The organism is Actinophytocola sp. (assembly GCF_045807065.1).
Taxonomy (GTDB): Bacteria; Actinomycetota; Actinomycetes; order Mycobacteriales; family Pseudonocardiaceae; genus Actinophytocola.
Window position 1 is genome coordinate 1 of record NZ_JBJMIE010000692.1, and the last position, 18965, is coordinate 18965.

Sequence of the window (18965 nt, forward strand, 5' to 3'; positions counted from 1 at the left end):
GCTCGCCGAGCACGCCGGCCACGACGAGGCCGACCTCACCGCCGCGGTGCTCGACCGCATCGGGGCGCCGCCCGCGCCGCGGTCGCCGTGGCCGGTCGACTGCCTCGTGCGCCCGCTGCCGACCGCCAAGCCGCTCGCGGTCCTGGAGGCCGTGCTCCCCGCGGGCATCGCGGACGCGCGGTTCGCCGACGCGCTGCGCGGGTTGCACGACGACGTGTCGCACGTGGACGGCTACCGGTCCTTCCTCGACGCGGTGGCGCTGCGGTGCGGGGTCGACGTGGTCGAGGTGCTCGTGCCGCCCAACAGCGACCGCGGCGCGAACACCGTGCGCCGGCCCCGCTACACCCGGCTCTGGACCGGCGACGCCGACCCGTCGGCCTACCTCGGCGAACACCCCGGCCGGTACCTGCCGCTCGGGCAGCTCACGGTCCGCCGCGACGGCGAGCGAGTGGTCGCGGCGGACCCGACGGGCCGTCCACTGTGGCCGGTCTGCCACGCGACCCGGGTACCGCCGCCGCCCTGGGACGTGGTCATGGCGCTGCTCACCGCCGCGTCGCCGGTCAGCGGGCTGGCCGCGCCGTTCCTGGCCGGGGACCCGACGGCCGCGTTCCCCGACCTGGACCGCCTGCCCCGCCTGGTCGTCGACGGCGGTCTGGTGCTCGCGCCGCGTTCGGTGGTCCTCCCCCGGGACCGGCTGCCGCGCCGGGGTCTCCCGGTGCAGGACCGGATCCGGGCGCTGGCGCGCCTGCGCACGGAGACCGGGGCGCCGCGCTGGAACTTCGTGCGGGTGCACGGCGCCGGCCGGCCCCGCCCGGTCGACCTCGACAGCATGACCGCGCTGCGCGTGTTCGACCGGCTGCTGGCCGCACCCTCGGTCACGGCGCTGGTGCTCGAGGAGATGCTGCCCGCTCCCGAGAATCTCACCGTCGGCGACGAGACCGGCGAGCGGCTCGCCGCGCAGCTCCTGCTGCGGCTGCCGCACCAGGTCCGTCCGGAACGGCTGGCCGACGACGTCGCCCGCGCGTGGCGCGGCGCCGAGGGGTCCTCGGTGGACGGTGTCGCCGCGGTCGCGCGCTGACCTGCCACCCAGAAGCACCACCGGGAGTTCCGGTGGGGTTCCCGACGGGAACGCGAAAGGAGATCGCCATGCAGTCAACGATGGAACTCGCCGAGTTGGACGAGCTGGTCGCCCAGCTCGACACCAAGATCAACGAGACCGAGGTGGCCGAGGACAAGGCGACACCGTCCCTCCTCATCTGCAGCCTCGGTTGCGGGGGCAGTGGCCCCTGGTCCTGGTACTGCTGAGCCGAGGGGGAGTGAGCCATGCCGGTGCGGTCCGGTCCGAAGCATGAGTTGGTCGATGCCGCCGGGCACGTGCTCACCTCCTGGACGGCCGCGGCCGTCGCGGGCACGGCCGGTCCCGACCTGGGGCCGGTCGTGCTCGCCACCCTCCTGCCCGACAGCGCGCCGACACGGGACGCGGTGCACGCCTGGCTGCGTGCCGGCGTCCGCTGCGGCGGCGGCCTCGGGTTGTTCGCCGGGACGAGCGGCGTGCTCGCCGGGCTGCGGCTGCTCGCCGGGCGGCTACGGGACGTGGCCCCCGCCGCGGACCGGGCCGGCGCGTCCGTGGCGGGCGCCCCTCCCCCGTGGCGGACCACGAAGGTCGGGTTCGCGGACTACGACCTGGTCGGCGGACCCGCTGGGGTGGTCCTCGCGCAGCTCATGGGCGCGGTCGCGGTACGCCCGGACCGGCTCGCGCCGGCCGCGGCGCACCTGATGGCCCTCGCCGGGAGCCCGGCCGGCTTCCGGATCGGCGCGCACGCCGGGCACCCGCTCGTCGGCTGGACACAGGGCGGCGTCGTCACCGGGCTCGCGCACGGCGTCGCCGGTCCGCTGGCGGCGCTGAGCCTGGCGGCACGCCACGTGCCCGGCGTCGCGGACACCGTGCACGGCCTGGCGGCCTGGCTCGCGTCGCGGCGGTTCACCGGCACCGACGGGATCGTGTCCTGGCCGAGCCGGGCGTCCGCCCGCGAACCCGGTCCCGTGCAGCTCGAACTCCCCGTCGGCGAGAACCGCCGGCAGGGGTGGTGCTACGGCACGCCCGGCGTCGCGTGGGCACTGTGGACGGCCGGCCGCGCCCTGGTCCACAGCCGGCACGACGGCCAGCCGTCGTGCCGGCTCGCCCTCGAGGCCATGGCCAGCCTGTGCGCGGGCTACGACCCGGACCGCCACCTCGACCACGACCCGCTCGCCGTGTGCCACGGGGCGGCCGGCGTGCTGCTCGTCGCCGACGCGTTCGCCCGGCACGCCGCGCTGGCGCCCGCGGCCGTCCTGCGCGCCGAGCTGCTCCGCCACCTCACCGACCGCCTCGACGAGGTCGTGCGCCTCGACGACAGGAGCCTGCTGTCCGGCTCCGCCGGCGTCCTCGCCGCCATGCTCACCGCCACCGGCGGGGACCGGGCGTGGCTGCGCTGCCTTGCCCTGTACTGACGAACCCCTCGAGCCCGGCACGCGGCCCGAGGTGCGTTCGTAGCACTGCCGGACCGTTCCGCCGCGTCCTGCAATCGATGCCACGTGTCGGCCGGACACGTGTGAGCACCCTCCGCACCGGGTAAGTCGACCTTCCGCAGGGAGGTGAGGACGTTGACGGACGCGTACCCGGAGAGTTACCCGCTCAGCGCCGACGAGGAAGCCGAGGACAGCCCGGAGGCCTTCGCGCAGGAGGCCGGCGTGGACCCGACCGCGCAGGAGGTGGACGAGTACCGCGAGATGATCGGTGACCTGCCACCCGATCCGCCGGAACAGTGACCCGCCGGCCTGGCCCGAACCCGGCTCGGCGAGGTCACGAGTTGGGTAAGCTGGCGGCGTCTTCAGCAGAGAGGACACGGGCGATGACGAACACGGTCGGTGACCCCGAGGACGTGACCGATGGAGCCACCGCGCACCAGCTGTGCTGGGACTTCGGTCCGGGTGAGCTACCACCCCTGACCGCCATCCGCCAGCAGCTGGCCACGTGGCTGACGGGGATCGCGCAGGCCGTCGTCGCTGACCTGCAGCTGGTGGCGACCGAACTGGTCAGCAACGCCTACGAGCACGGGTGGCTGCCGGGCCAGGTCCGCGTGTCCAGACCGGACCCGAGGCTCATCCGGATAGAGGTGGACGACCGCTCCCCCACCCTGCCGCAGCTGGGCCAGCCGACCATCGCCGAGACACGCGGGCGCGGGTTGGGCCTGGTCGACCGCCTCGCCAAGCGGTGGGGTGTGATCAGTACCAGCTGGGGGAAGACGGTGTGGGCGGAGATCGCCGTGCCGAGCTAGCTCGCCTCGACCGTGTTCCGCCTTTCTTGCTTCTTGAAGACCGTGCGCGGCGCACCCGCGCCCTGCCCAGCACCTGCGCCCACGTCCGGGGGAATCGGCTGACGGCGCGACTGGAGTGCGACGCAGCGGGCACCCTCGCACCATGATCGTCGTGCTGCGGGCCCTGAAGCTCGGTGACCTGCTGGTGGCCGTGCCGGCACTGCGCGGGCTGCGGCGGCACTGGCCGGACCAGCACATCGTGCTCGCCTGCCCCGGCTGGCTCACACCGCTCGCCCTGCTGTCCGGCGCCGTCGACGAGGTCTCCCACCAGCACGGGATGACGCCGCTACCGGACCGGCTGCACGGCGCGGAGGTCGTCGTGAACCTGCACGGCACCGGCCCGAGGAGCACGGCGGTCCTCGACGCACTGGCCCCGCGGCGCCGCATCGGTTTCGCCGGGCACGGCTGGCCGGGACCGGCGTGGGTGGACGACGAGCACGAGCGGGAGCGGTGGTGTCGGCTGCTCGCACACGCCGGCATTCCCGCCGACCCCACCGACCTGCTGTTCGACCGCCCCACGACCCCGAGCCCCGCACCCGGTGCCGTCGTCGTGCACCCCGGCGCCGCGTACGGCAGCAAGCGGTGGCCACCGGAGCGGTTCGCCCGCGTGGTGAACGCGCTGGTGCGGGCGGGCCGCGAGGTGGTCATCACCGGCTCCGCGGCGGAGGCGCCGCTGGCCAGGGAGGTGGCCGACCGCTCGGGAACACGGCCGCGGGTGCTGGCGGGCTGCACCGACCTGCTCGAGCTGGCCGCGCTGATCGCCAGCGCCACACTGGTCATCAGCGGGGACACGGGCACGGCCCACCTCGCCTACGCGTTCCGCACCCCGGCCGTCGTGCTGTTCGGCCCCGCCCACCCACGGCACTGGGGCCCACCTCCAGGTCCCCACACCGTGCTGACCGCCACCCACCTCCGCCACGGCGACCCCTTCGCGAACACCTCCGACCCCGCCCTACTCGCCGTGACCCCCGACGACGTACTCGCCGCGGCCACCGAACTCCTCGCCAGCCGGAGCACGGCCTCACTCAGCTGACGGCGGCTGGTGGGTGGTGGGTGGGTGGCGGCAGGGCCGCGCGCTGGCGCTGCAGGCTTCCGCAGAAGCGCCGACAGTGCGCACGCACTCCCGGCGCCGCGACTCACCTCACGACCCCCGCCCGACGGGACGCGGCCCCGCTCAGCGATGGCGGCGAGCCGGTCACGGCACACCTGCTCGCATCCCCGGCACGCCTCCACGCGGACGCGGCGGTACTCACGCATCTCCGCGGGGCCGCCTACCGCCGGGGTACGCGTTCGACGGGTACACGATACGGTTCGCCACCCTGTCGGAGGTGTAAAGCTGGCCCGGCGCGGCCCCGCCCAGCGATGGCGGCGAGCCGGTCGCGGCAGACCTACTCATCCCCGGCACACCTCCACGCGAACCCCGCCATCCTCACCTACCTCCACCCGACCACCCACAACGCCGCCTACCGCGGCGTGTACGCGAACGCCCGAGTCTGGAACGCCGCCGCCGGTGCCTGGGTCGCGTTCGACGGATACGCGACACGGTTCGCCACCCCGTCGGAGGTGTAGAGCTGGCCCGGTGCGGCCGCGAGCTTGTCGAGCCACGCCGTCGAGCAGAACTCGGCGTCCTGGCCCGTGGCGGCCTGTGAGCGGATGCGTGGGATGCGCGTCGGGTCGAAGGACGCCGCGTACGGGGACGGGGCCGGGTTGGCGCCGACCAGGAACACCCCGGTGTACCGGTACCCGTCGCCCTGGAGCGCCTGTGTGGGGTCGGCCGGGGACACGCCGAAGGGCAGCGCCAGCGTGGTCGGCGGCGCCGCGGGCACGGCGGCGCGGATCAGCTGGTCCTCCCGCACGATCTCGTCCCGTACCCGGTCCGGGGCGGCCTCGCCGAGGTTGGCGTGTGACCACGTGTGGTTGCCGATCTCCATGCCGTGCTCGCGCAGCCACGGCAGGGTGCGCCGGCCACCCGGGTCGCCGAACGGGTCGGCGTTCACGAAGAACGTCGCCACCGGGTGGAAGGTGGGGTACTGGGCCGCGACCTCGCGCAGGATCGCCACCGCCGTGCCGGGGGCCGGGTCGCCCGCCGGGGTGAGGGCGAACTGGGACGGGTCGCCGTCGTCGAAGGTGAGGACCACCGGGTGGGTGCCGGTGGGGATGTCGATGTCGCCCGTGGTGTACCGGGCCGCGGTGACCGGGACGTACCTCTCGCGGGCCAACCGGACCAGCTCGGCGCGGAAGTCGTCCGGGGTCCGCTCGAACACGCCGGCCGGGTTCGCCACCAGCCGGTGGTACATCAGCACCGGCACGAAGCCCAGCTCGTTGGCGCCCACGGCGGCGGGGTCCGGCGGCGCGGAGCTGGGTGCCGGCGACCGGGCCGGCGAGGACGGTGGCGGTACGGCCGCGCGTGTCTGGGTGCACGCCGCCGCGGCCAGCACGGCGCCGAGGACGACGAGGGTGGTGAGTGTCCTGCGCACATCTGCCACCATGCGGGGAAAGCCGTTGTGTCGCAACAAGAAGATGCCACGATCGAGTGAAAACAGGTTAGGTTCGCGCGTTCCGAGGCACGTCCACATCGTTACTGTCGCGATCGGACTGGAGGAACACTGGTGGGACGTCGGTCGTGGCGCCGTCGGGGCGTGATGCTGGTGTGCGCGGGAGCCGTCGCGGCGGCGGCCCTTCTCGTACCGCTCGAGAACCGGATCATCGACGACATCCCCGCCTTCACGGGCTTCGACCCGGGCGCCACGCTGACCCCGGCGCGGCTGCGCGGGGTCGGCGTCCGGACCCACGCGGGGAACGACGTCGAGCTGCTCGTCGACGGCAGTCCCGCGAAGACCTACCGGGCCGGGGACCGGATCCTGCTCGCCGGCGCCCACCTGCGCGACGGCTCCCACACCCTCGCCGCCCGGGTGCGCCACCACCTGCTGCCCGACCTGGAACTGTCCAGCAGGTTCACCCTGGACGGCACGCCGCCGCGCCTGTCGGTGACGATGGACCCGGTGGGGAACCTGCGCGAGCACATGACGTTGCGGGGGCAGGCCAGCGGGGCGAGCGCCGTCACCGTCGACGGGCGCACCGCGCGGGTGGGCGACGACGGCAGGTTCGCCATGACACTGCCGGTCGTGCCCGCCGTCGTCCGGGTGACCGCACGCGACGCCGCGGGCAACGCCACGACCCGCGACGAACCGGTGCACACCCGGCACCCCGGCATGCGTGCGGTGCACATGTCGGGCATGGCGTGGGGGTCCGCCACGCTGCGGGAGCCGGTGCTGCAGATGGCGCGGCAGGGTCTCATCGACACCGTCGAGCTGGACATCAAGGACGAGAGCGGTGAGGTCGGCTACTCCTCGCGCGTCCCGCTCGCACAGCAGATCGGCGCGACCCGCGGCTACTACGACGCGGCGGCCGTCGTGTCGCAGCTGCACGCCATGGGTGTGCGCGTCGTCGGCCGGCTCGTCGCGTTCCACGACCCGATCCTCGCCAAGGCGTCGTGGGAGTCCGGCCACCCCAACCGGGTGTTGCAGCGCACCGACGGGACACCCTGGTCCGGCTCGTACGGGCAGTACGCCTTCACCAACTTCGCCGACCCCGAGGTCGTCGGCTACAACGTCGACCTCGCCACCGAGGCCGCCAAGCTGGGCTTCGACGACATCCTCTACGACTACGTCCGCCGGCCCGAGGGCGACCTCTCGGCCATGCGCATCACCGGCCTGCGGGGCACGCCGGAGCAGGCGATCGCCGACTTCCTGGCGAAGAGCCTGACCGCCGTCCACGAGCACGGCGCGTTCCTCGGCGCCTCGGTGTTCGGCATCGCCGCGCAGCGCCCCACCGCGATCGCCCAGGACATCCCGGCCATGGCGGCGCACCTGGACTACGTGGCGCCGATGGTCTACCCGTCGCACTGGGGCCCCGGCGAGTACGGCGTTGCCCAGCCGGACAGCCAGCCGTACGACATCGTCGCCCGCTCCCTGGCGGCGTTCGTCGGGAAGGTGAAGGGCACGGACGCGGCCGTCATCCCCTGGCTCCAGGCGTTCAGCCTGGGGAAGACCTACGGCCCCGCCGAGGTGCGGGCCCAGATCAAGGCCACCGCGGACACCGGCATCTCGTCGTTCCTCCTGTGGGACGCGGCCTGCCGGTACGACTCCGCTGGGCTGACTGGATGATTTCCGATAACCGATCGTGTCACTGATCGCCTGACACGATTACCCGCTCGGCACATCGGGTAGCTCAGTATTATGTGGACAACACTGTTTCTACCAGTAGCCGTGATGTTTCTCGTGCTGGGAATCGAACGCGTGGAGTCGCGTTTTCTCGAGCCGGAAATCGTGGTTCGGGAAACGCGTCGGCCACAGGAGTCGCCGGCTCGCTTCCGGCGTCCCGCCCGGTGCGGTCAGGGAACGCGGGCCGCGGTGCTCGGTCCGCTGCTGCGGACGGGGTTTTCGTGGCGCTACACCCCCGGTCGCCGAGGGCCGTACGACCGGAGCGTGGCGGAGGTCAGGCGACCCGCCCGCGGTCCGGGACGTGGCGGCTGAGAAATCCGCACGCGAATATGGAGCCCCGCGTACGGGGCGGGCGGCGAAAATCGGCCGGCTCGACGGAGATGACACACTTCTCCTGACGAGCCGGCCGATTTCGTCGCCAGGGCGACCATTACCGCGAAGAACTCAGCACCTCGACGCCAGACCGTCCGGCGGGAGGCGCACAACCGCCTCTTCGGACTTCGGGGAGCCGTCGGTGGCGATCAGGATGGTGGTGGCGGTGGTCCACACCGTACAGGGATGCCGGCGCGGGCGGCGCCAACCCGAACATTCGGGGCACCGGCCGTGCCCGTCGGGGGCGTGCAGCTCCAGCAGCGCCCGCCAGGCTTCGGTCAGCCGGGCGATCTCGGTCTCCGCCAGGGAGGCGAGGGAGGGTGTGTCGCCTTCGGTGGCCAACCGGTCGAGGTAGTCCAGACGTTCGATGACCACCTTGGCCAGAGTGGGGGCCGGATACTTGTCCATCACGGGACTCCTCGTCCAGGCACGAATGGCGCCGGGGGTCGGCGCGGGGGCGGGAAAAGGGCACAGCACTGGGACGCCGCCCGCGGCGGGTGCGTGGGCGGCGTCCCGGATCGGAACGTTTCCGGCGTACAACTTCGAGAAAGGGGGCTGAGCGTCACTGACGCCGGCGGTTCGCGCGGCTGTCCTGGACCTCGATCCGCTCCTTGCGGAGCTCACCGGACACGGACCGCTCGTCCGGCACCGTGTCCTTGGTCAGCCGCACCTGCTCCATGGGCACGGTCTCCGTGCTGACCACAGGCTTCTCGGCGTGCAACGTCACCTCGTGCTCCGCCTCGTCGATCTTCGGGCCGCGCATGGCCGCGTCGCGGTTCGCCGCCGTGATGGGCTCGCGCTCCACCCGGACCTCCTCGTGCGACACCGGCACGTCCACCCGCTGCCGCTCGGTGACCACGTGCTTCACCAGGCGCACCTTGCCGGTCTCGACCCGCTCGGTGCCGACCCTGAGCCGCTCCTCGGAACGCGTCATCACGTCGCGCCCGTGGTTGGCGTAGTCACTGGCCTGCTGGGTCGAGCCGGGGCGCCGCACCTGCCGCTGCCCCTGCCACTGTCCCGGCTGCTGGCCCGGCCGCTGCCCGGCGCCGTCGGGACCGCTGCCCTGCGGCCCGAAGCCGTAGTGGCGGTACAGCGCGGCCTGTTCGTCGTCCGTCATGTGGTCGTTGGTCGCCTCGATCCTCGGTGACTGCCTGACCTGCTCCTTGTCCACGGGCACCCGCAGCTCGTCGTCGCGCAGCTCGGCCCGCTGCAGCGGCACGAACGACTCCTTCAGCCCGAACAGTCCGGTGTGCACCGACGCCCATGCCGGGTCGCCGGTCCGCTCGTCCAGCCAGACCCGCTTGACGGCGCCGATCTTCTCGCCGCGCGGGTCGATGACCTGGCAGTCGTACAACCGGTCGACCACGTCCTGACGAATCACGTCATCTCACCTTCCATTGTCGACAGTCCACTTAGGCCGTTCCGGAGATGCCCGCGCTTTGTGCGGGCTATTCGCCGGTGACCGGCGCCTCATCCGGGTGAGTGACACTGTCGTACCTGGTCAGGGAGGGACGTGTGCGCAGAGTCAGGACCGCACCGGGGGTGCGGTCGATCGGGCGTCGGCTGCGAGACGACCCGCGGCTCCAGGGCATCGGGTCGTGATCGATGAGCACCGCGGCTTGCGGGACGCGCCGTGTGGGCACGAGTGGCCGGAAGCGCTACCGCGGCAAGGACCCGTGTGCCCGCCGGGACGGTGCGTCAGAGCACGGCGAGCCGGTCCACCAGCAGCTCCGTCCGCCGCTCGGTGTCCTCCGGCGGCAGCCGTCCCGCCCGGGTCAGGGTCGCCAGCCCGTGCAGGGCCGCCCAGAACACCTCGGTGAACAGCCCCGGGTGGACGCCGTCACCGGCGACCTCTCCGAGGCTGTCCAGCAGGGCGGCGAAGGCGTCCTTCAGAGGTTCTGGAGTGTCGGCCTTCGCGAATGCCAGGCCGCCGTCGAGGGAGAACATGGCGTCGTAGACCGCCGGGTTGCGTGCGGCGAAGTCCAGGTAGGCGCGGGCGAGGGCGGTGACCCGGGCGCGCGGGCCGTCCGCGGCGGAGGTCGCGGCCCGCACCGCCGCGGCCAACTCGGCGGCGCCTTCGAGGGCGACGGCGCCGATGATCTCGCGCTTGCCGCGGAAGTGGCTGTAGAGGACGGGCTGGCTGTACTCGATGCGCTCGGCGAGCCGGCGGGTGGTGACCGCGTCCCAGCCGTGCTGCTCGGCGAGTTCGCGGGCCGTCGCCACGATGAGGCGTTCGCGCTCCGCCCGTTCGCGCTCCTTGCGCTCCTGTACCGACATGAGCTGATCCTAGCATCGCTAGACAAGCGAGCGGCAGCAGTACTAGCGTTGCCACATCAGCTGTCAATGCTAGCTCCCAGGAGGGACCGTCATGCTCACCGCACTCGAGGTGGTCACCACCGTGGTCGTCGGCGTGATGGTGGGGGTGGAGTTCTCCGTCGCCTTCGTCCTCAACCCGATCCTCAACGGACTCCCCGACGACAGCAGCCAGCTCGGCCGCGCCCACGGGGGCCGGATGCTCGGTGCCCTCATGCCGTTCTGGTACATCGGCTCGCTCGTCCTGAGCGCGGTCTGGGCCGTCGCCGGATGGCATCACCCTGGCACCGGTCTCGTCGTCATCGCCGCCGCGCTGCTGATCGTGAGCGTGATCATGTCGATCCTGCTGCTCGTCCCGATCAACAACCGGGGCAGGACGTGGACCCCCGAGAACCGGCCCGCCGACTGGAAGCAGCAGATGAACCGTTGGGACCGCTTCCACTACCTCCGCGTCGCCGTGATCATCGCCGCCTTCGCCCTGCTGGTCACCGCCCGCACCTGAGCCCGCGGGCCGACACCGCGCACGCTAGTCGGCGGGGCCGCGCAGCGTCAGCATCACCCGCATCACGTGTTCGACGGCGCTGGGGAAGGCCGCGGCGCGGAGCTCGTCCCGGGTGGCGAGGTTGCGGGAGGCGAACTCCAGCAGGTGGTCGGTGCCCATGCGGCGCACGACGAGTGCCGCGATCTCCTCCAGGTCGAGATCGGGGTGGTCGATGCGCGTGAGCGCGAACTCGATGACGAGTTCCTCATCCGACATGGGCCCTCCCTGCCCCGAATTCTACGATAACGAGCCATGAAGGAGCGGCTGCTCGCCGACCTCGACGACCGCATCGCCCGGCACGCCGGCGGGGACTCCACCGGCGTGCTCGACGAGCGGGCGCTCGGCCTGGTCAGCGCGCTGGCGCGGCTGGGTGCCCCGGACGCCGGCAGCCTCGTGCGGGTCGCCGCGCTGCACCTGTGCCGGTACCAGGCGCTGCCGCCCGAGCACGGCAAGATCGACCTGCGGATGGCGCGGATCCTCTACACGCGGCTGCACGCGGTCGACCCGCGGCTGGTGGCGCCGAGGGTGCGGGAGTTCTTCGGGCTCCCCTCACCGCACGCCAGCGGCGTGGCCCGGATGCGTGAGTACGAGCAGACCGGCGAGCTGGACCACCTGGAGCGGGCGATCTCCCTGTTCCGCCAGGAGGTGTTCGAACCCCACGGCGACCGGGCCGGCGCCCTGCACAGCCTCGGTACGGCGCTGTTCCGCCGGTACGAGCGCACGAAGCGACCGGCCGACCTGGACGAGGCCATCGAGTCCGGCCGCGGTGCCCTGGCGGCGGCCGCACCGGATGATCCGCGGCGTGGCCGGTTCCGGTCCGGCCTGGACGAGGCGCTGTCCCGGCGGTCCGGCTGAGGCCACCCGACACCAGCCGCCGGAGGACCCGCTCCCCTACACCAGCCGGCAGGCATGCGCGGAAGACGGGGCCGCGAACGATATCAGGACGAAGACGCCTGCTGGCCGGAGTGGAACTCGGCCAGGTGCCGGGCCAGGACGTCGTCGCCGAAGTCGTTCTCCGGGTCGCGCCACACGGCGTGAACGTGGTTGGCGTCGTGCTGGGTGTTGTCGTACTCGACGAGGAGACGCGGGCCCTGCACGCGGTAGTAGTGGGGCCGGCCGGGTTCGGTGTCGCCGGCCCAGCCGAAGTGGACGGTGTCGAGCCGCGGGCCGGCTAACTTCGCCGCCTCGCGTTCGGCCAGCTCGTCGGGGATGCGGCCGAGGTAGACACCGAGCAGTGCGCGCAGCTGTTCCTGCTGGGCGGTGGTGAGGTCCGCGGCCGGGACGCCCTCGACGGCGGGGGCGCGCCCCACGCGTGGTCGGTTGCCGGTGACGATGTCCGGCGGGGCGGTGGGTGACAGGAGGACGCGGGCGTCGTCGACGGAGCGGACCAGGTCCCGGGCGAGGTCCTCCGCGGCGGCGAGCGGGCGGAGCAGGTGCCCGCCGAGGAGCGGGGAGCCGGCCGGGTTCGCGCCGAGGAAGCAGGGGGTGCTGGCCCGCACCAGCCCGTCCACGACCAGGTGCTGGATCGAGACGTGGTGGCCGCCGAACCGCCACGACCACGGGCCGGCGGCGCCCGGTTCACCGAAGACACGCAGCCAGTACAGCGCCGGATCGCGGAGCCGCTCCCGACCGCGCTGGCCGAGCCGCCAGCCCTCCGCCTTGTCCAGCACGTTCTCCAGCCCGATGATCGTCGACACCGTGACGAACCCGGGGTGGGACAGTCCGGTGGCCACCAGCCGCATCGCGTGGGCCTGCTGGGCGGGACGCATGTCACCCAGCGGCAGGCCGCCGTGGTCGGTGGGGGTATAGTTCCAGCGGTGCCGTTCCTCGTCGGAGGGCCACGGCAGCGCCGCGGCGGCGCGCTGGGTGTCGTCGAGGCTGTCCAGCCATGCCCGCGCCGCGTCGGTCATCGACTGGGCAGGAGTCACACCAGAACTCTACGCAGGCCTGGGTGGCGGGTCGGCCACCCAGGCACGCGTCGCGTCGCTACTTGCGGGTCGCGGTGTAGTTCCTGAAGAGCAGGTAGGTGTTGAGGATGTCGGACGAGGCGCTCTCGACGGACCGGTAGATGCCCCACTTGGGGCGCACGTAGTCGCCCTGGTCCGGCATGTTCACGTTCGACATGCTGCCCTGCGCGGCGACCGGTGCCCCGGAGCCCGTGCCGTTGCGGACGGTGAACGCGGCCTTGCCCTTCGCGCCGGGGGTGAGCGTCCACTCGACGGTGATCCACTTGTTGCGGAGCGGGGCGAGGTCGCAGGACGCGATGTCGGGCGAGCCGGAGTTGGCGTAGGCGCGTGCCCGGAACGTCTCCTTGCTCCCGCTGCGGCCGAGGTCCAGGGTCACCCACGGGCCGCCGTTGGTCTCGGGCGTCTTCGTCTGGAAGATGTGGGTGAACTTGCTGGTGCCGTGCAGCGAGGACGGCATGTACATCTCGTAGGAGATCGTCCACGTCTCGCCGTCGTGCATCTTCAGCGTGGTGCCGCCCTGGACCATGCCCTTGGACTCGGTGCGCTGGCGGTCCCCGTCGCCGGTGGTGTCCCGGTCGTCGGCCCAGATGTTGAACCGGTAGTGGTCGCCCTCGACGATGACGTAATGGCGGTCCGGGTGGAGGTTTCCGCGGTCCGCCTCGATGCCCTCGAACGCTTTCAGGCCGTCGCTGGCCGGGTTCGGGTGCCACAGCGGGCTGGCCGCCGCCGCTGCGGCGGCCGGTGCCGAACCGAGCACGACGGGCGCGGCGAGCGCGGAGGCCGCCAGCGAGCGCAGCGCGGTCCTCCTGGTGAGGCGGTGGGGATGCAGGGGTTCCATTGTGCGTTATGTCCTTCCCGACTTTGACCGACAGGAGAGGCATAACATCCGATGTCTATGCCTGAAAACTGTAGAACGGTCCGCGATGTTGTGTCAACTGCGGAGGATTCATCGGATTGATGGGCATCGGATGTAATGATGACGGCCAAAGGGGGTAGTCGTTCGCCGAGGACGCTCACCGTGTCCGGAGGAGGTAGCGGTGCCGACGGTCGAGACGCTGTGTGCGCCGGCGCCGCTGGTGCGCGGCATCGAGGAGCGGTTGGACCGGGAGTGGGTCGACGTGCCGCGCAGCGTGCTCGTCGAGTGCGTGTGGGCGGCGTGGTCGAGCTTCGCGCACGCCAGGGTGCGGACGTTCGTGCCCATCCTGGTCGAACGGGCGGCACGGGCACGCGTCCGCCGGCTCACCGACGCCACCGACGTGCCGCTTGGCGAGGTGTCCCTGCGCACGTGGGCGTGGCTGACCGCGAGGAACCTGCTGGCCGACGAGCTGCCCCGCCGGTGGGCGCACACCCGGGGCGTGGCGCGCCGGGCCCAGCAGATCGCGCCGGCGTTCCCGCCCGCCGAGCGGGAAGTGCTGGTCGCGTCCGCGTGGCTGCACGACATCGGGTACGCGTCCCCGGTCGCCGTCACCGGGTTGCACCAGCTGGACGGCGCCCGCTACCTGGCGGGCCTGGGCGTGCCGTTCCGGTTGTGCGCGCTGGTCGCCCACCACGCGGGTGCCGCGGCGGTGGCCGACGTCCGCGGGCTGGCCGACGAGCTGGCCGTCTTCGACGACGAGCGGAGCCCGGTGCGTGACGGGTTGTGGTACTGCGACATGACCACCGGCCCGGACGGCCGCCCGATGACCTTCACCGAGCGGATGGCCGAGCTGCGCGGGCGCCGCGCCGCGGACGACCCCGTGATCCGCGCCCTGGCCGTCAACGAGCCCGAACGCGCCGCCGCGGTCGACCGCGTGGCGGAGCGGCTGCGCCAGACCCTCGTGGCGAGCCGCTGACCGGCCCGGTGAACCGGGGTCCCGGTCCAGAAACGTCAGGACAGGTCGCCGGCGCGGGTCAGGGCCACTGGCGCGCCCTGCTTGCGGGCCAGCTCGTCGTTGACGAGCCGGGCCAGGCGGTCCAGGCCGGTGTCGATCTGTGCGGCGTTCACCGTGCTGCAGGACAGGCGCAGAGAACGCACGCCGTCGCCGCCGTCGGCACCCGTGTCGTAGAAGTGGTACATCGGGGTCCACAGGACGCCGTAGTCGCGGGCCGACCGGGTCAGCAGCTCGTCGTCCACCGGGAACGGGACGGTCACCACGACGAAGAACCCGCCGGCCGGCACGTTCCAGGAGACGCGGGAACCCTCGCCGAACCGGGCGGCCAGTCCCTCGACGATCCTGGTCCGGTTCGCCGCGTAGACCTCGCGCTCCCGCCGGGTGGCGGCCACCAGGCTGCACCCGTGTTCGAGGAGCTTGCCGCCGACGATCGCCTGGGCCAGTGCGGGGGTGTTGACGGTCAGCATGCTCTTGATCTTCGACAGCTCGTCGGCGAACAGGCCGACGGTGCCGTCCGAGGCCGTGACCGTCTGGTCGGCCACCACGTAGCCGACCCGGGCGCCGGGCAGGACGGTCTTCGCGAAGGAACCCAGGTACACCACGCGGCGCCCGGCGTCGAGCGCCTTGAGGGTCGGCACCCGCCGCGTGTCGCCGTGGAACAGGCCGTACGGGTTGTCCTCCAGCAGCAGGAAGTCCTCCTCCCGCGCCAGCGACAGCAGGGCTCGCCGCGTCGTCTCCGGCATGCTGACGCCCGACGGGTTGGCGAAGTCCGGCATCACGTAGCAGCCGCGCGGCCGCAGGCCGGCGGTGCGGGCGCGCTGGATCTGGGTCAGCAGGTCGTCCAGGTCGACGCCGGCCGCGCCGCTGGCCACCGGCAGGACCGGCATGTCGACCAGTCGCGCCGCGCCGGTGAGCCCGACGTACGTGGGTGACACCGCGAGCAGCACGTCCTTCGGCCCGGACCGCAGCGCCCGCAGCACCAGGACCATCGCCTCCTGGCAGCCCACGGTGACCACGATGGACTCCGGGTCGACGCTGACGCCCTCGTCCAGCTCGAGGTTGGCGGCCACCAGCTCGTGCACGATCCCCTTGGTGCGGCCGTACTGGAACAGCGTCCTGCGCACCCGCTCCTCGCTGTACCCGCGCTCGTCGCGCAGGTACTCGCTGAACCGCGCCAGGTACCTCGGCAGCTCGTCGAGGTCCCAGAACTCCTCGAACGGGCGGCCCGCGGCCAGCGACACCGCGTCCGGGTAGTGGTTCGCGACCTCGTTGAGGAAGTTCATGGAGTTGAGCGCCGGGTCCTCGAGCGAGGGGTGCAGGTGCTCGGTGCTCAGGTCGGTGTGCACGGGCGGCGGCAGCTCCCGCACGGGTGCCAGCGCCACGACCGGCGCCAGGTGCGCCTTGGGCAGGTTCTCCAGGCTCATCAGGCCCTCACAGTCTCACGGTGGACAGAGCCCGCGCCGCGCGGACGTCCGCGCAGCCGGCCAGCGTCATGGCGTCGCGGAACTCCGCTGCCAGCAGGGTAAGCACGTGGCCCGCGCCGCGCACGCCGTCGACGGCCAGCCCGTACAGCACGGGCCTGCCGACGAACACGCCGTCCGCGCCGGACGCCAGCGCGCGGAGGATGTCCGTGCCGGCGCGGACACCGCTGTCGAGGTACACGTCGGCCCGGCCGGCCACCGCCTCGGCGACCGCGGGCAGGGCGAGGACGCTCGGGGCCGCGCCGTCGAGCTGGCGGCCGCCGTGGTTGGACACGACCACCGCGTCCACACCGGACTCGACGGCGAGCGCGGCGTCCCGGGGGTCGAGGATCCCCTTCAGCACCAGGGGAAGCGAGGTCCGGTTCCGCAGCCACCCGATGTCCGCCCAGCGGACGGCGGGTGCGAACGCGGCCGCGGTGTGCGCGGCGATCGCCGACTCCCCCGCCACCGCGTCGTGCGCGCGGCTCAGCGCGCCGTCGTCGAGGTGGGCGGCGATCACGTCGTCCGGCAGCACGAACGAGTTGCGGACGTCGCGCGGGCGCCGGCCCATGATCGGCACGTCGACGGTCACCACCAGCGCCTCGCAGCCCGCGTCCTCGGCACGCGCGACGAGCGCCTCGACGAGTCCGCGCGAGCGCAGCCAGTAGAGCTGGAACCACGTGGTGGCACCGGTTTTCGCGATGTCCTCGACGGTCACGCTGCTCAGCGTGCTCACCACGTACGGCACGCCGGCCACCGCCGCGGCCTCCGCGGTGGCCAGCTCGCCGTCGGGGTGCAGCAGCCGCTGGTAGGCCATCGGCGCCACCGCGAGCGGCACCGCGGCCGGCGAGCCCAGCAGCCGGGTCGTCGGGTTCGGCGCCTCCGCGCCACCGAGGACCCTGGGCAGGACCGCGACCGCGTCCAGCGCGGCCCGGTTCGCCGCGAGGGTGGTCTCCGCACCGCTGCCGCCGGCGACGTAGTCCCACAGCTCCTTGGGCAGCCGCGCCTCGGCGAGCCGTGCGACGTCGGCGACGGTCAACGGTTCCTCACGTGCCATCGGTCAGTGTCTTCCGCAGGTACTCGGCCGCCTGCGCGACAGCGCGGCGCGCGTCGGGCAGCACACCGGACATGGTGAAGAACCCGTGCGCCATCCCGTCGTAGCGGCTCAGCTCCACCGGTACCCCCGCCGCACGCATCCGCTCGGCGTACCGCTCGCCCTCGTCGCGCAGCGGGTCGTACTCCGCGGTGACCACCAGCGCCGGCGGCAGCCCGGACAGGTCGGTCGCCAGCAACGGCGACACCCGGGGGTCCCGGCCGTCGGCGGGATCGGTGAGGTAGTTGCGCCAGTACCAGTCGACGGAGTGGCGGTTGAACATCCACCGGTCGTCGTTGTCCCGCAGGGAACGCGTGTCCGCGTGGTAGCACGTGTTCGGGTACACCAAGAGCTGCGCGGCGAGCGGCCGGTCCCTCGTCTGCTGTGCCACGACGGCCGCGAGGTTGCCGCCGGCGCTGTCGCCGCCGACCGCGATCCGGTCGGGGTCGGCGCCGAGGCGCCCGGCGTTCTCCCGCACCCAGGCCACCGCGGCGAGGCAGTCGTGCACCGCCGCGGGGAACGGGAGCTCGGGCGCCAGGCGGTAGCCCGGGGTCACGACCAGGCAGCCGGCCGCGTTCGCGAGCGCCCGGCACACCCCGTCCGAGGTGTCGATGCCGCCCAGGGTCCAGCCGCCGCCGAAGAAGTACACCAGTGTCCGAAGTGGACGATCGGCGCACGGGCGGTAGAGCCGGACCGGCAGCTCCCCCGCCGGCCCCGGGAAGGTGGCGTCGGTGACCTCGAACACCGGCTCGGCAGTGCCGCCGCCCGCGCGGATGTCCGCGAGGTCGGCGGCGCGGGCCTCGTCCAGCGTCATCTCGTAGAGCGGGGTCGCGCCGCGTGCCATGCGCTCGGCACGCAGCGCGGCCACCTGGGGGTCAAGCGGCACCGCTGCCTCCGGTCGTCACCGGGATGACGCTGTAGCCGCGCAGCAGGAACGCGTCACTGCGGCTCGGCTCGCCGGCCACCGCGAGGTCCGGGAACCGTTGGAACAACCGGGGGAACGCGAGCCGTCCCTCCAGCCTGGACAGTGCGGCGCCGAGACAGAAGTAGCCGCCGCCACCGAAGCTCTGGTGGGCGAGGTCGGCGCGGTCCGGGTCGAACGCGTCGGGGTCGGTGTGCCTGCGGGGGTCCCGGTTGGCCGCGCCGATCAGCACCAGGACGATCTCGCCCTGCCGCAGCGGGACGCCGGCCAGTTCCGTGTCCTCGCCCGCGACCCGGGTCAGCAGCTGCACGGGACTGTCGTAGCGCAGGATCTCCTCGACGCAGCGCGACGCGAAGTCGGCGTCGGCACGCACCCGGTCCACCAGCTCCGGGCGCGCGAGCAGCGGGATGAGCCCGTTGCCGAGCAGGTTCATGGTGGTGACGAAGCTGGCGTTCATCAGGACCACGAGGTTGGCCACCAGCTCGATGTCGGTGAGCCGGTCGTCGCCGGAGTCGATGAGCCGCACGAGACCGCTCACGATGTCGTCCCCGGGGTTCCTGCGCCGCTCCGCGATCAGGTCGAGGTAGTACTCGGTCAGCTCCAGGACCGCGTCGTCCGCGGACTGGAGCTTCTCGTCGGCCTTGCCGCCCAGGTCGAGGTACCGGTCGATCCGGTTGGCCCGGTCGCGGAACCAGGTGAGGTCGGCCTCGGGCAGGTCGAGCAGGAACCCGATGACCTTGGTCGGGAACCGGTAGCCGAACTCGGCGACGAAGTCCACCGGGGCGCCGTCCGCGCCCAGCTCGGCCATCCCGTCGAGCAACCCGTCGATGGCGGCGAGCAGCTGCCC

At 72.9% G+C, this 18965-nt stretch carries 20 protein-coding genes and 1 pseudogene; 10 read left to right on the forward strand and 11 right to left on the reverse strand.

Annotated features, from left to right (window positions below; all coding sequences use genetic code 11):
- The 6 genes and pseudogenes from ACJ73U_RS40640 to ACJ73U_RS40665 all read left to right on the forward strand — a co-directional run.
- Positions 1 to 1078 (forward strand): annotated as a pseudogene (locus ACJ73U_RS40640) (hypothetical protein); the annotation flags it as partial.
- A 68-nt stretch (positions 1079 to 1146) separates the two neighbouring features.
- Positions 1147 to 1305 carry a hypothetical protein gene (locus ACJ73U_RS40645; RefSeq protein WP_407783114.1) on the forward strand — a complete coding sequence of 53 codons (159 nt, stop codon included), beginning with the start codon at positions 1147 to 1149 and terminating at the stop codon, positions 1303 to 1305.
- 18 nt (positions 1306 to 1323) lie between these two features.
- Positions 1324 to 2490: a lanthionine synthetase LanC family protein gene (locus tag ACJ73U_RS40650; RefSeq protein ID WP_407783115.1), complete on the forward strand. Its 1167-nt coding sequence runs from the start codon at positions 1324 to 1326 to the stop codon at positions 2488 to 2490.
- A 153-nt stretch (positions 2491 to 2643) separates the two neighbouring features.
- Positions 2644 to 2808, forward strand: a complete 165-nt coding sequence (locus ACJ73U_RS40655; protein ID WP_407783116.1) for a hypothetical protein — start codon at positions 2644 to 2646, stop codon at positions 2806 to 2808.
- Positions 2809 to 2891: 83 nt separating this feature from the next.
- Positions 2892 to 3317 carry an ATP-binding protein gene (locus tag ACJ73U_RS40660; RefSeq protein ID WP_407783117.1) on the forward strand — a complete coding sequence of 142 codons (426 nt, stop codon included), beginning with the start codon at positions 2892 to 2894 and terminating at the stop codon, positions 3315 to 3317.
- Positions 3318 to 3459: 142 nt separating this feature from the next.
- Positions 3460 to 4389: a glycosyltransferase family 9 protein gene (locus ACJ73U_RS40665; RefSeq protein WP_407783118.1), complete on the forward strand. Its 930-nt coding sequence runs from the start codon at positions 3460 to 3462 to the stop codon at positions 4387 to 4389.
- Positions 4390 to 4819: 430 nt separating this feature from the next.
- Here the strand turns inward: ACJ73U_RS40665 and ACJ73U_RS40670 are convergent, their stop codons facing one another.
- Positions 4820 to 5833: a polysaccharide deacetylase family protein gene (locus ACJ73U_RS40670; RefSeq protein ID WP_407783119.1), complete on the reverse strand. Its 1014-nt coding sequence runs from the start codon at positions 5831 to 5833 to the stop codon at positions 4820 to 4822.
- Positions 5834 to 5965: 132 nt separating this feature from the next.
- Here ACJ73U_RS40670 and ACJ73U_RS40675 point away from each other — a divergent pair, with 132 nt between their 5' ends.
- Complete coding sequence (locus tag ACJ73U_RS40675) at positions 5966 to 7522, forward strand: putative glycoside hydrolase (protein ID WP_407783120.1); 1557 nt, start codon at positions 5966 to 5968, stop codon at positions 7520 to 7522.
- Positions 7523 to 8023: 501 nt separating this feature from the next.
- Here ACJ73U_RS40675 and ACJ73U_RS40680 read toward each other — a convergent pair.
- From ACJ73U_RS40680 to ACJ73U_RS40690, 3 genes are all read right to left on the reverse strand, one after another.
- Positions 8024 to 8359: a hypothetical protein gene (locus tag ACJ73U_RS40680; RefSeq protein ID WP_407783121.1), complete on the reverse strand. Its 336-nt coding sequence runs from the start codon at positions 8357 to 8359 to the stop codon at positions 8024 to 8026.
- Between the two features lie 154 nt (positions 8360 to 8513).
- Positions 8514 to 9332, reverse strand: coding sequence for a DUF2382 domain-containing protein (locus ACJ73U_RS40685; RefSeq protein WP_407783122.1), 819 nt, complete (start codon positions 9330 to 9332; stop codon positions 8514 to 8516).
- A gap of 317 nt (positions 9333 to 9649) precedes the next feature.
- Entirely contained in the window at positions 9650 to 10228 is a 579-nt protein-coding gene (locus ACJ73U_RS40690; protein ID WP_407783123.1) for a TetR/AcrR family transcriptional regulator, read from the reverse strand.
- 91 nt (positions 10229 to 10319) lie between these two features.
- Here ACJ73U_RS40690 and ACJ73U_RS40695 point away from each other — a divergent pair, with 91 nt between their 5' ends.
- On the forward strand, positions 10320 to 10766 hold the full coding sequence (locus ACJ73U_RS40695) for an anthrone oxygenase family protein (protein WP_407783124.1): 447 nt from the start codon (positions 10320 to 10322) through the stop codon (positions 10764 to 10766).
- A gap of 24 nt (positions 10767 to 10790) precedes the next feature.
- Here the strand turns inward: ACJ73U_RS40695 and ACJ73U_RS40700 are convergent, their stop codons facing one another.
- Complete coding sequence (locus tag ACJ73U_RS40700) at positions 10791 to 11021, reverse strand: hypothetical protein (protein WP_407783125.1); 231 nt, start codon at positions 11019 to 11021, stop codon at positions 10791 to 10793.
- A gap of 36 nt (positions 11022 to 11057) precedes the next feature.
- Here ACJ73U_RS40700 and ACJ73U_RS40705 point away from each other — a divergent pair, with 36 nt between their 5' ends.
- A complete protein-coding gene (locus tag ACJ73U_RS40705) occupies positions 11058 to 11660 on the forward strand; it encodes a hypothetical protein (RefSeq protein ID WP_407783126.1) in 603 nt (200 codons plus the stop codon).
- 83 nt (positions 11661 to 11743) lie between these two features.
- Here the strand turns inward: ACJ73U_RS40705 and ACJ73U_RS40710 are convergent, their stop codons facing one another.
- Positions 11744 to 12733: a DUF3500 domain-containing protein gene (locus tag ACJ73U_RS40710; RefSeq protein WP_407783127.1), complete on the reverse strand. Its 990-nt coding sequence runs from the start codon at positions 12731 to 12733 to the stop codon at positions 11744 to 11746.
- Between the two features lie 58 nt (positions 12734 to 12791).
- Complete coding sequence (locus tag ACJ73U_RS40715; protein WP_407783128.1) at positions 12792 to 13610, reverse strand: hypothetical protein; 819 nt, start codon at positions 13608 to 13610, stop codon at positions 12792 to 12794.
- A 199-nt stretch (positions 13611 to 13809) separates the two neighbouring features.
- Here ACJ73U_RS40715 and ACJ73U_RS40720 point away from each other — a divergent pair, with 199 nt between their 5' ends.
- Positions 13810 to 14604 carry a three-helix bundle dimerization domain-containing protein gene (locus tag ACJ73U_RS40720; RefSeq protein ID WP_407783129.1) on the forward strand — a complete coding sequence of 265 codons (795 nt, stop codon included), beginning with the start codon at positions 13810 to 13812 and terminating at the stop codon, positions 14602 to 14604.
- Between the two features lie 35 nt (positions 14605 to 14639).
- Here ACJ73U_RS40720 and ACJ73U_RS40725 read toward each other — a convergent pair whose 3' ends face one another.
- From ACJ73U_RS40725 to ACJ73U_RS40740, 4 genes are all read right to left on the reverse strand, one after another.
- Positions 14640 to 16067, reverse strand: coding sequence for a PLP-dependent aminotransferase family protein (locus tag ACJ73U_RS40725; protein WP_407783130.1), 1428 nt, complete (start codon positions 16065 to 16067; stop codon positions 14640 to 14642).
- Positions 16068 to 16074: 7 nt separating this feature from the next.
- Complete coding sequence (locus ACJ73U_RS40730; RefSeq protein WP_407783131.1) at positions 16075 to 17160, reverse strand: alpha-hydroxy acid oxidase; 1086 nt, start codon at positions 17158 to 17160, stop codon at positions 16075 to 16077.
- Positions 17150 to 18082 (reverse strand): alpha/beta hydrolase, encoded by a 933-nt coding sequence (locus ACJ73U_RS40735; RefSeq protein ID WP_407783132.1) that lies wholly within the window; start codon positions 18080 to 18082, stop codon positions 17150 to 17152. Before ACJ73U_RS40735 ends, ACJ73U_RS40730 begins: the two co-directional genes overlap by 11 nt.
- A partial coding sequence (locus ACJ73U_RS40740) for a cytochrome P450 (RefSeq protein ID WP_407783133.1) occupies positions 18072 to 18965 on the reverse strand: 894 nt, incomplete at its 5' end. The genes ACJ73U_RS40740 and ACJ73U_RS40735, both read right to left, overlap by 11 nt.